This is a genomic window from Streptomyces sp. Ru73 (genome assembly GCF_002920575.1).
Taxonomy (GTDB): domain Bacteria; phylum Actinomycetota; class Actinomycetes; order Streptomycetales; family Streptomycetaceae; genus Streptomyces.
Genome location: NZ_PQSQ01000015.1, coordinates 66,548 through 77,492 on the forward strand (window position 1 = coordinate 66,548; position 10,945 = coordinate 77,492).

Genomic DNA, 10,945 nt, shown 5'->3' on the forward strand with positions numbered 1-10,945 from the left:
GGCCGGTCCGGCCGCCGTCGCGTGCCCGGCCGCCACGGTCACCGTGAGGAGGACGGCATGACGCACGGAGCGAACCGCGGCACCGCGTCCGTATCGGCACCGGCCGGCCTGCTCGGCGCGGTGCCGGGGCCCGACCGGGCCACGGCGGGCGAGGTGCTCTCCGCCTATCTGCACGAGCAGTCGACGGCGTTCCTGCGCGCCCTGCGGCTGCACCGCGAGAGCGGCTCCGACGCGCGCAGCAGCGGAGAAGCGGCCCGTGAGCTGCGCGCGGCGGCCCGCCGGATCAGCGGCGCCCTGCACACCTTCCGGCCGCTGACCGACGAGTGCTGGGCCGACCAGCTCAGGTCCGAACTGGGCTGGCTGTCCGGCACCCTGGCCCGCGAGCACTCCTACGCCGACCGGCTCGAACGCCTGCTGGCCGCGCTGCACCGGGTGGCCGGACCCGCCGAGCCGGCCGGCGGCACCAGAGCGCCCGAGAACGGCACCCCGGCGCCGCGCACGCCGTCCCGCGCGGCGGCGGCCGGCGACCCCGGCCCGCGCACCGGCCGGGGTCGCGAGGAGCGGACCCGCGACCCCAAGGACCCGGCCGCCACGACCGCCGCCGGGGCCGCACGGGCCGGCGCGCTGCTGGACCGGCAGCTGACCCTCGCGCGCACCCGCGCCCACTCCGCTGCCCTCCAGGCCCTCGGCTCCTCGCGCTTCCACGCCGTCGCCGACGCGGTGGCGGTGCTCGCCTCCGAGGCCCCGCTGGACAAGAACGCCGCCGACCGGCCGGCCACCGAGGCGCTGCCCCCGCTGGCCGAGCAGGCGCACCGCCGGCTGGCCGAGGCCGTCGCCGCGCTGCCGCTGTCCCGCGCCGGGCACCCGTACAACGCCGCCGCGCTGGCCGCCGACGACCGGCACGACGCCCCCTGGCACCAGGTCCGGCTGCTGCTGCGGCACAGCAGGTACGCGCAGGAGGTCGCCGACGGCGGCGTCACCGACCTGCGGCTGGTGGAGGCGGGCCGGGCGCTGGAGCGGCACCGGGACGCGGCCGAGGCCGCCGCTGCCGCCTCCGCCGCCGCCCGCACCCCGCGCATCGCCCCGGCCACCGCCTACGCGCTCGGCGTGCTCCACGCCGACCAGCGGCACGAGGTCGAGGCCGCCCGGTACGCCTTCACCCGGGCCTGGAGGACCGTATGCCCGACGGAACGGTGATCCGCGCGGCGGGCTGCGTCCTGTGGCGGCACGCGCCGGCACCGGGCGGGCTGGAGATCGCCCTGGTGCACCGGCCGAAGTACGACGACTGGTCGCACCCGAAGGGCAAGCTGAAGCGGGGTGAGGAGGCACGCGCGGCGGCGGTCCGCGAGGTCGCCGAGGAGACCGGCATGGACTGCCGGCCGGGCCCCGAGCTGCCGTCCGCGCACTACGAGGTGAACGGCCGCCCCAAGGAGGTCCGCTACTGGGCGGCCGAGGCGTGCGGCGGCGCGTTCGCCGCCAACGACGAGGTCGACCGGGTGCGCTGGCTGCCGCCCGCCGAGGCGCGCGAGCTGCTCACCCAGGACCGGGACCGGCCGCTCGTCGACGCCCTCATGGACGCGCTGCACACGGCCTGACCTGGCTTTTTTCCGCCCTGCCGAACAAGCCTCGACTGACTTGAGTCGGGGCTTGTCAATTTTCCTTCGCGGAGCTATACCGGATGGCGAAGGGCATCGCAGTCAGCAGACAGCGTTGTGGGAAGGAGATGACCCGTGATGCTCATGCGTACCGATCCGTTCCGTGAATTCGACCGGCTCACCCAGCAGCTGTTCGGTACGACGACGCGGCCGGCGACCCTGCAGATGGATGCCTACCGCGCTGACGACACCTTCGTCGTCCACTTCGACCTCCCCGGCGTCGACCCGGAGAGCATCGCCCTGGACGTCGAGCGCAACGTCCTCACCGTCCGTGCCGAGCGCCGTTCGCCCGCGCCCGAGAACGCCGAGCTGATCGCGGCGGAGCGCACCACCGGTACGTTCAGCCGCCAGCTCTTCCTGGGCGACAGCCTGGACACCGAGCGCATCGACGCCTCGTACGACAACGGCGTCCTCACCCTGCGCATCCCGGTCGCGGAGCAGGCCAAGCCGCGCCGCATCGAGATCAGCGGCGGCAAGGGCGAACCGAAGCAGATCCAGGGCTGAGCCCTCAGGCCGCGCCGCGCGGCGCCAGCGCCGTCCAGCGGACGGTGACCTCACCCAGGCGCCAGCGGCGCGGCCCGTCGGCCAGCGGCCAGCCGGCGTCCCGCAGCGCCTGGACCGACCGGATCCAGCGCTGCCGGGCGCCGAGCGCGCCGTACGGCGCCGCGGCCGCCCAGGCGCGGTCGAAGTCCCGCAGGAAGGCGTGCACCGGCTCGCCCGGCACATTCCGGTGGATCAGCGCCTTGGGCAGGCGTTCCGCCAGGTCGGAAGGGGTTTCCAGGGAGCCGAGCCGGGCCGCGAAGGTGACCGTGCGGGGCCCCTCGGGGCCGAGCGCGACCCAGACGTGCCGGCGCCCGATCTCGTCGCAGGTGCCCTCCACCAGCAGCCCGCCCGGCGCCAGCCGCGCGCACAGCCGCGCCCAGACCCCGGCGACCTCCGCCTCGTCGTACTGCCGCAGCACGTTCGCCGCGCGGATCAGCGCGGGGGCGCGGCCGGGGGCGCCCGGCAGCGGCACCTCGAAGCCGCCGTGCAGGAAGACCAGCCCGTCCCGCTCGTACGGCCGCGCCGCCACGACCCGCTCCGGATCGATCTCGACGCCCACCACCTGCGCACCCCCGTGCGCCGTCCGCAGCCGCCCCAGCAGCTCGACCGCGGTCCAGGGCGCGGCCCCGTACCCGAGGTCGACGGCGACCGGGTCGGCGGTGCGGCGCAGCTGCGGGCCGTGCGCGGCGGCGATCCAGCGGTCCATGCGGCGCAGCCGGTTGGGGTTGGTGGTCCCGCGGGTGGCGTTCCCCACCGGGCGTGCGGAAGGGGGCGGGGAGGAGCTGCGGGCCATGACAAGACTTTATGCGCTGTACGCCGGGCGGCCGGGCGGCCGACCGGCGAGGGTCACGCTTTGGCAAAGAGGGCGGGCTCCGGGGCCCGGCGGGAAATGGCTCGGCCGCTTCCGTTGTTGGGCGGTTGAGAGGTGTTTTTGCGCCGGATTTCTGCCGGATTTTGGGAGGGAGCTCGCAGTGAGCCAATACGTGTCCCGGCTCCGCGGCCGACCCCAGGGCCAGTTCACCGGCCCGGCCAGGCTGCGGCTGGGGGGCTCCCGCAAGCCCCGCCGGGTGGCGATGCTGAGCGTGCACACCTCGCCGCTGCACCAGCCCGGCACGGGCGACGCGGGCGGCATGAACGTCTACATCGTCGAGCTGGCCAAGAAGCTCGCCTCGCTCAACATCGAGGTCGAGATATTCACCCGCGCCACCACCGGCGCGCTGCCGCCCTCCGTCGAGCTGGCCCCCGGCGTCCTGGTCCGGCACGTGGACGCGGGCCCGTACGAGGGCCTGAACAAGGAGGACCTGCCCGCCCAGCTGTGCGCCTTCACGCACGGCGTGATGCAGGCCTGGGCCGGGCACCGCCCCGGCCACTACGACCTGGTCCACTCGCACTACTGGCTCTCCGGCCACGTCGGCTGGCTCGCCGCCGAGCGCTGGGGCGTCCCGCTGGTGCACGCCATGCACACCATGGCCAAGGTCAAGAACGCCGCGCTGGCCGAGGGGGACACCCCCGAGCCGGCCGCGCGCGTCATCGGCGAGACCCAGATCGTGCGCGCCTCGGACCGGCTGATCGCCAACACCGCCGAGGAGGCCGGCGAGCTGGCCCGGCACTACGACGCCGAGCCCGGCAAGGTCGCCGTCGTGCACCCCGGCGTCAACCTCGACCGCTTCCGCCCGGCGAGCGGCACCGCTGACGGTGGCGCCGCCGACGAGCGGGCCGCGGCCCGCGCCCGCCTCGGCCTGCCCCAGCACGCGCTGATCCCGCTCTTCGCCGGCCGCATCCAGCCGCTGAAGGCCCCCGACATCCTGCTGCGCGCCGTCGCCGTCCTGCTCGACCAGGCCCCCTCGCTGCGCTCCCGCATCGTCGTGCCCGTCGTCGGCGGCCCGAGCGGCAGCGGCCTGGCCAAGCCCGAGGGCCTGCAGAAGCTCGCGGCGCGGCTCGGCATCGCCGACGTGGTGCGGTTCCGGCCGCCGGTCGGCCAGGACCAGCTCGCCGACTGGTACCGCGCGGCCAGCGTGCTGGTCATGCCCTCCTACAGCGAGTCCTTCGGCCTGGTGGCCATCGAGGCCGAGGCGTGCGGCACCCCCGTGATCGCCGCGGCGGTGGGCGGTCTGCCGGTCGCCGTGAAGGACGGCGTCAGCGGCTTCCTCATCGAAGGGCACGACCCCGCCGACTACGCCCGCGCGCTGCGCCGGTTCGCCGACGACCCCTCGCTCACGCCGCGGATGGGCGCGGCGGCCGCCCGGCACGCCGGCTCCTTCGGCTGGGACACCGCGGCCTCGGCGACCGCCGACGTGTACACCGCCGCGTTGCAGGAGCGGCGCCGTCGCCTACGATCACTGCATGGCTGAGGACAGCAGGGCCGCGGACGCGCGGCGGACCGTCGAGGAGACGCTGAACGACGCCGGACTGGAGTGGGAGTCCCCGGCGGAGGGCAACTACGTCGTCAAGCTGCCCGGTACGCGCAAGCTCTCCACCACCTGCTCGCTGCTGGTCGGCCGGCACTCGCTGTCGGTCAACGCCTTCGTCGTCCGCCGCCCCGACGAGAACCACGAAGCGGTGCACCGCTGGCTGCTGGAGCGCAACACCCGGCTGTACGGCGTGAGTTACGCGATCGACAAGCTCGGCGACATCTACCTGGCCGGCAAGCTGCCGCTGGCCGCCGTCACCCCCGAGGAGCTGGACCGCATCCTCGGCACGGTCCTGGAGAACGCCGACGGCGCCTTCAACACCCTGCTGGAGATGGGCTTCGCCACGGCCATCCGCAAGGAGTACGAGTGGCGGGTCGCACGCGGCGAATCCACCCGCAACCTGGAGGCGTTCGCCCACCTGACCGGCCGGGACAAGTAGCGGCCCCGGTCGGCCGGGTCGGCCGGGATGAGCAGCGGGGGCTGGTCGGCCGGCGGGCGAGCAAGGGCTCCGATCGGCCGACAAGGTCCGGCCTCGGCCGGCGGGGACGCGTAACGGCGCAGACCGGCCGGGGCAAGTAGCCGCTTTCGGCCCATTTCACGGCGTATCGTCCCGGCTCTTCCGCCGCCCGCCGGCCCCGTGGCATGCTCGCGGCTTCCTCTCCCATGCACCTCTTCACCTGCATGAAGGGCGGCCCATGGACATCAGCCGGCGCACCCTGCTGGGCAGCGCGACCGCCGTGGCGGCGGCCGCGGCACTGCCCGCCCTCCCGGCCTCGGCGGCCGGCCACGACACGGCCCTCTGGGACGAGTTCGCCGCCCGCCCCTTCACCCACCCGCAGATCCCGTACGTCGGCCGGGCCGGCTGCCGGCACCGCCCACGGGCCGCGGACCGGGGCCCGGTGATCGACGCGGTACGCGACCACGGCGCCGTCCCGGACGGCAGCAAGGACTCCGCCCCCGCCCTCAACCGCGCCATCGAGGCCGCGGGCCGCCGCGGCGGAGGCGTCGTCGCGCTCCCGCCCGGCACCTTCCGCATCGACGGCATCATCCGCATGGGCCACGACGGCGTCGTACTCCGCGGCGCGGGCAGCGGCCGCACCAAGCTCCTCGCCACCAAGCACCTCACCGAGCTGATCGGCCCGTACGGCAGCCGGTACGGCGGCGACAAGTCCGCCTGGTCCTGGACCGGCGGCCTCATCTGGCTCTGCCCCACGGCCCGCTGGAACTCCCTGATCGCGGCGATCAGGAAGAAGCACTGGCCGTACGAGGGCTGGACGGGCAACCGGCGCGACGAGTGGCGCACGCTCACCACCGTACGCCCGGCCCGCCGGGGCGACTGGACGGTGCGGGTCGCCGACCCGACGCGGCTGCGCCCCGGCGCGCTCGTCCTCCTCCGGCTCGCCGACGACCGCGGCCACACCCTCCTGGAGCACATGGCGGGCGGCGGCCCCGGCCCCGAGGCGTACCACTGGGACGACAAGGTCAAACTCACCAGCTACGTCCCGTACGAGTGGCCCGTGCGCATCGTCGCCATCAAGGGGCGCACGGTGACCCTGGAGCGCCCGCTGCCACTGGACGTACGCCCCGAGTGGGACCCCCGCTTCACCACCCACGTCCGCGCGCTCACCGGCGCCGGCGTCGAGGGCCTGACCATCGAGGCCGTCGAGACGCCGCAGTCCCCGCACCTGCACGACAAGGGCTACAACGGCATCACCCTGCAGTGCACGTACGACTGCTGGGTGCGGGACGTGGTCGCGCGCCACGTCGACAACGGCCTCGGGATAACGGCCGGCTCCGCCTGCACGATCAGCAACACCCGTGTCGCGGGCCGCGGCTGGCACCACGCGTACTACTGCCGCGAGGGCGCGCACGACAACCTCTTCGAGGACTTCGTGATCGAGCAGCGCACCGTCCCGGCCCCGCCCGGCACCATGCTGCACGGCATCAACGTCGAGAACCTCTCCAGCTACAACGTCTGGTCGCGGGGCCGGATGGAGATGGGCACGTTCGACTCCCACCGGGGCATGCCGTTCGCCAACGTCCGTACCGACATCGTCGTCAACAACACCGGCCGGCACGGCGGCGACATGCGCGCCGGGCCGCTCTTCGGGGCCCGCTTCACCCACTGGAACGTCCGCGTCACCAACGGCCGGGCCGACATGGTGAAGATCGACGGACTGGCCCTGTACAGCCTCACCGCCGGCGTCTCCCGGGTCCGCGAGTTCGACCAGACCGACAAGCCGGACTTCCCGGGCGACCTGCACAGCAGGCTGGTGGCGTACGGCCGCCCCGACTCGGTCAGGCCACGGAATCTGTACGAGGCACAGCGCCGGCTGCGCCCGTGACGGACGCCGGACCGGTCGAGTCCGTGACGGGCGCCGGACCGGTCGAGTCCGTGACGGGCGCCGGCTCCGCGTCCCGCACGACGGCTTCGGCGTCCTGGCCGGCGCCACGCTCCGCCTCCCGCACGACGGCCTCGGCGTCCCGCTCGGTGCCCCGCTCGGCGTTCATCCTGCGCAGCAGCAGCGCGTAGCCGAGGGCCGCCACCGTGCCGATCACGGCGCTGGCGGCCCACAGGGCGTCCGGGCCGTACCGGTCGATGACCGCGCCGCCGAGCAGCGGCGCGGCCAGCGAGGCCACCGACCAGGACAGCGAGTACATGCCCTGGTACCGGCCCCGGCCGTGGGTGGGGGAGAGGCGGACCACCAGCCCCATCTGCGTGGGGGAGTTGATGATCTCGCCGAGCGTCCAGACCGCGACGGCCACCGCGTACAGCGCCACCGACCCGGCGAACGCCGTCAGCCCGAAGCCGTACCCGGTCAGCAGTGCCGAGCCGATCAACAGGGCCGCCGGGCTGCGGTGTTCGATGAAGCGCGTCACCGGGATCTGCAGCAGCACGATCAGCACGCCGTTGGTGGCGATCACCAGCCCGAAGTCGGAGCTGGTGAACCCCGCCAGCCCCATCGTCACCGGCAGCGACACGTACGCCTGCTGGAAGAGCAGCGCGAGCAGCAGGTTCAGCCCGACGACGGTCATGAACCGCCCGTCCCGCAGCACGGTCAGCATCGACACCCGCCGCACGGACTCCTCCGCGGTGCTCTCCTCCGTCACCGCCGGCCGGGACTCGGGCAGCTTCACGAACACCACCACGGCACAGGCCAGCACCAGCGTGGCCTCGCCGAGGAAGAGCAGCAGGTAGCCGTACTGCGCGAGCAGCCCGGCCAGCGCCGAGGAGATCGCGAAGCCCATGTTCAGCGCCCAGTAGTTGAGCGCGAAGGCACGCACCCGGTCCTCGGGCGCCACGATGTCCGCCATCATCGCCTGCACCGCGGGCCGCGAGCCGTTGCTCGCCATGCCCACCACGCAGGCCACCGCCGCGATGGCCACCGGGTCCGTGAGGAAGCCCAGCAGCGCCACCGAGGCCGCGGTCGCCAGCTGCGCGACCAGCATCGTGGGCCGGCGCCCGAGCCGGTCCGTCGCGATCCCCGCGACCACCGACGAGACCACGCCGCCCAGCCCGTACAGCGCGCCGACCAGCCCCGCGTACGAGGCGGAGTACCCGCGCTCGACCGTGAGGTACAGCGCCAGGAAGGTCGCCACGAACGCGCCCAGCCGATTGATCAGCGTGCTCGTCCACAGCCACCAGAACTGCCGGGGCAGCCCCGACACACTCGCCACGACGGCTCGTCTCACCCTGTCTCCCCCAAAACCACCGGCGCACGTGGCCCGATGCAGGTGCCAGACCCACTGTGTGGGTGCCGCGCACTATGTAAGTGCCGCAACCCTCAAGGGCAACCTACAGACGCAGGTCACACCAGGCCACTGGATTAACACCAACCGTCAAACGTCGCGCCCCCGGCACAGACGAGCGGCCGCGTGTCCACAGGCCGGGCCCTTGCCGGAGCGGCGCCCCGCTTGGATTACGCTCAAAGACATGGCCGACGCACCGTACAAGCTCATCCTCCTCCGCCACGGCGAGAGCGAGTGGAACGCGAAGAACCTGTTCACCGGCTGGGTGGACGTCAACCTGAACGAGAAGGGCGAGAAGGAGGCGGTCCGCGGCGGTGAGCTGCTCAAGGACGCCGGCCTGCTCCCCGACGTCGTGCACACCTCCCTCCAGAAGCGCGCCATCCGCACCGCGCAGCTGGCCCTCGAGGCCGCCGACCGCCACTGGATCCCGGTCCACCGCAGCTGGCGCCTGAACGAGCGCCACTACGGCGCGCTGCAGGGCAAGGACAAGGCCCAGACCCTCGCCGAGTTCGGCGAGGAGCAGTTCATGAAGTGGCGCCGGTCCTACGACACCCCGCCGCCCCCGCTGGACCGCGACGCGGAGTACTCCCAGTTCGACGACGCGCGCTACGCCGTCATCCCCCCGGAGCTGCGCCCGCAGACCGAGTGCCTGAAGGACGTCGTCGTCCGGATGCTGCCGTACTGGTTCGACGGCATCGTCCCCGACCTCCTCACCGGCCGCACCGTCCTGGTCGCCGCCCACGGCAACAGCCTGCGCGCCCTGGTGAAGCACCTCGACGGCATCTCCGACGAGGACATCGCCGGCCTGAACATCCCCACCGGCATCCCGCTCACCTACGAGCTCGACGCCGAGTTCAAGCCCCTCAACCCGGGCGGCACCTACCTCGACCCGGAAGCCGCCAAGGCCGCCATCGAGGCAGTGAAGAACCAGGGCAAGAAGAAGTAAGCCCTTCGGCTCCCTGACGCCGGGCCCCCTGCCTGCGGTTCTCCGCGGGCCGGGGGCCTCGTGCCGTCCTGGGGCCGTCAGCCGCTTCACGTCACCCGCGTGCGCCAGCTTGCGAGGGTCGCTCGTCGCCCGGAGTCCGCGCTCCAAGTGCGGCTGTCATATGCCTGCCTCGGGGCAATTGGTTGATGCTTCGATTGCTTGGGGACCAACGGCGCCCGGGAGCAGGGGGAACGCATGGACAAGCCGAAGATCATGACGGTGACGGTCGAGTTCGAGGTGGGCAGGGGCGGCCGGAACACCCAAAAGCGCATCAAGAGCGCTCACGAAGCTGCCGTCCGTGCGGCCCTGGAAGCTGTCAAGACGAAGTTCGAGAAGGTCAGCGTCACGGTGGTGGGGAGCCGCATGACCTGGGACTACCGGGCTCCCCATCTGTCCGCACCGTACGCCGTCGTCGACCCTGACGCGGCGGAGGTCCCGCCGGCCGAGTAGCCGGGCCGCCCGAGCGCCCTCGGGTGCGGTGCGGCACGGCTCAAGCGGCGAGCCCCCGGTCTGCAGGCGCAGGCCGGGGGCTCGGTGCCGTTTCGGGGCGGGGCGGCGTCAGCCGCAGCTTCCGCCGCACTGGCAGGGGCCGCCGGACTGGCAGCCGCAGCCGCAGCCGGGGCCGCACGAGCAGCCGTTGGCGGCTTCGGGGGCGGGGGTGCTGGAAACAGGGGAGTGCGCCATGTAAGTGCCTCCTGGTCGGCAGCCATAGGGGAGGTTCCTTCCCTCCCCTACCCACGAGGGGAGGCGCACCAACGGCGCGCGGCGGCACGAACCGGGGCTCACGCCCCGACGCCCGCCCGCCCCGGGGGCCGGCGGCCCCCACAGACCGCCCGCGCCCGGAGGGGCCCAGCTCCCGTCGACCGCCGCCCCGAAGGGGCTCAGGCTCCCTCGACCGCCGTCGGCGGGGCGATCTCGTCCGCGTGCTCGCCCGTGACCAGGTACACCACGCGCTTGGCGACCGACACCGCGTGATCGGCGAACCGCTCGTAGTAACGGCCCAGCAGCGTGACGTCCACCGCCGTCTCGATGCCGTGCTTCCAGCGGTCGTCCATCAGGTGCTGGAACAGCGTGCGGTGCAGCAGGTCCATCGCGTCGTCGTCCTGCTCCAGCTGGAGCGCCAGGTCGACGTCCTTCGTGATGATGACCTCGCCGGCCTTCGCCATCAGACGCTGCGCGAGCTGCCCCATCTCCAGGATCGTCGCGTGCAGGTCCCGGGGGACCGCCGTCTCCGGGAACCGCAGCCGCGCCAGCTTCGCGACGTGCTGCGCCAGGTCACCGGAGCGCTCCAGGTCAGCGCTCATCCGCAGCGACGTCACGACGATCCGCAGGTCCGTGGCGACCGGCTGCTGGCGCGCCAGCAGGGCTATGGCCCGGGCCTCCAGATCGCGCTGCAGATCGTCGACCTTCTCGTCGCCGGCGATCACGTTCTCCGCCAGCTTCAGGTCCGCGTCGAGTATCGCCGTGGTGGCGCGCCCGATCGCGGAGCCGACGAGCCTGGCCATCTCGACCAGGCCTTCGCCGATCGAGTCAAGCTCCTCGTGGTACGCGTCCCGCATCAGTGACCTTCTCTCGCATCGAGTCTTACGGTGTGGGGCCTG

11 protein-coding genes are annotated in these 10,945 nt (G+C 73.4%); 8 read left to right on the forward strand and 3 right to left on the reverse strand.

What is annotated here, in order from left to right; translation table 11 throughout:
- The first annotated feature begins 57 nt into the window (after nt 1-57).
- The 3 genes from C3486_RS09920 (at nt 58) to C3486_RS09930 (ending at nt 2,159) form a co-directional block, all read left to right on the forward strand.
- Complete coding sequence (locus C3486_RS09920; protein WP_103832240.1) at nt 58-1,197, forward strand: CHAD domain-containing protein; 1,140 nt, start codon at nt 58-60, stop codon at nt 1,195-1,197.
- Nucleotides 1,179-1,595 carry an NUDIX hydrolase gene (locus tag C3486_RS09925; protein WP_103832241.1) on the forward strand — a complete coding sequence of 139 codons (417 nt, stop codon included), beginning with the start codon at nt 1,179-1,181 and terminating at the stop codon, nt 1,593-1,595. Before C3486_RS09920 ends, C3486_RS09925 begins: the two co-directional genes overlap by 19 nt.
- A gap of 138 nt (nt 1,596-1,733) precedes the next feature.
- Nucleotides 1,734-2,159: an Hsp20/alpha crystallin family protein gene (locus tag C3486_RS09930; RefSeq protein WP_103832242.1), complete on the forward strand. Its 426-nt coding sequence runs from the start codon at nt 1,734-1,736 to the stop codon at nt 2,157-2,159.
- Nucleotides 2,160-2,163: 4 nt separating this feature from the next.
- Here C3486_RS09930 and C3486_RS09935 read toward each other — a convergent pair whose 3' ends face one another.
- Nucleotides 2,164-2,991 (reverse strand): class I SAM-dependent methyltransferase, encoded by an 828-nt coding sequence (locus C3486_RS09935; RefSeq protein WP_103832243.1) that lies wholly within the window; start codon nt 2,989-2,991, stop codon nt 2,164-2,166.
- Nucleotides 2,992-3,169: 178 nt separating this feature from the next.
- On the opposite strand from C3486_RS09935, the gene mshA reads away from it, so the two are divergent.
- The 3 genes from mshA (at nt 3,170) to C3486_RS09950 (ending at nt 6,954) form a co-directional block, all read left to right on the forward strand.
- The gene (gene mshA, locus C3486_RS09940; RefSeq protein WP_181138505.1) at nt 3,170-4,549 is read left to right on the forward strand and encodes a D-inositol-3-phosphate glycosyltransferase; all 1,380 of its coding nucleotides are present in this window, start codon (nt 3,170-3,172) and stop codon (nt 4,547-4,549) included.
- Nucleotides 4,542-5,048, forward strand: coding sequence for a YbjN domain-containing protein (locus tag C3486_RS09945; RefSeq protein ID WP_103832245.1), 507 nt, complete (start codon nt 4,542-4,544; stop codon nt 5,046-5,048). Before mshA ends, C3486_RS09945 begins: the two co-directional genes overlap by 8 nt.
- Nucleotides 5,049-5,304: 256 nt before the next feature.
- Nucleotides 5,305-6,954 carry a glycosyl hydrolase family 28-related protein gene (locus C3486_RS09950; RefSeq protein ID WP_103832246.1) on the forward strand — a complete coding sequence of 550 codons (1,650 nt, stop codon included), beginning with the start codon at nt 5,305-5,307 and terminating at the stop codon, nt 6,952-6,954.
- Here C3486_RS09950 and C3486_RS09955 read toward each other — a convergent pair.
- Nucleotides 6,908-8,302 carry an MFS transporter gene (locus tag C3486_RS09955; RefSeq protein WP_103832247.1) on the reverse strand — a complete coding sequence of 465 codons (1,395 nt, stop codon included), beginning with the start codon at nt 8,300-8,302 and terminating at the stop codon, nt 6,908-6,910. The genes C3486_RS09950 and C3486_RS09955 overlap by 47 nt on opposite strands.
- A 241-nt stretch (nt 8,303-8,543) precedes the next feature.
- Here C3486_RS09955 and C3486_RS09960 point away from each other — a divergent pair, with 241 nt between their 5' ends.
- Nucleotides 8,544-9,305 carry a phosphoglyceromutase gene (locus C3486_RS09960; protein WP_103832248.1) on the forward strand — a complete coding sequence of 254 codons (762 nt, stop codon included), beginning with the start codon at nt 8,544-8,546 and terminating at the stop codon, nt 9,303-9,305.
- 234 nt (nt 9,306-9,539) lie between these two features.
- Entirely contained in the window at nt 9,540-9,794 is a 255-nt protein-coding gene (locus C3486_RS09965) for a hypothetical protein (protein ID WP_103832249.1), read from the forward strand.
- 431 nt (nt 9,795-10,225) lie between these two features.
- Here the strand turns inward: C3486_RS09965 and phoU are convergent, their stop codons facing one another.
- Nucleotides 10,226-10,903 carry a phosphate signaling complex protein PhoU gene (gene phoU / locus C3486_RS09970; protein WP_103832250.1) on the reverse strand — a complete coding sequence of 226 codons (678 nt, stop codon included), beginning with the start codon at nt 10,901-10,903 and terminating at the stop codon, nt 10,226-10,228.
- Nucleotides 10,904-10,945: the final 42 nt, after the last annotated feature.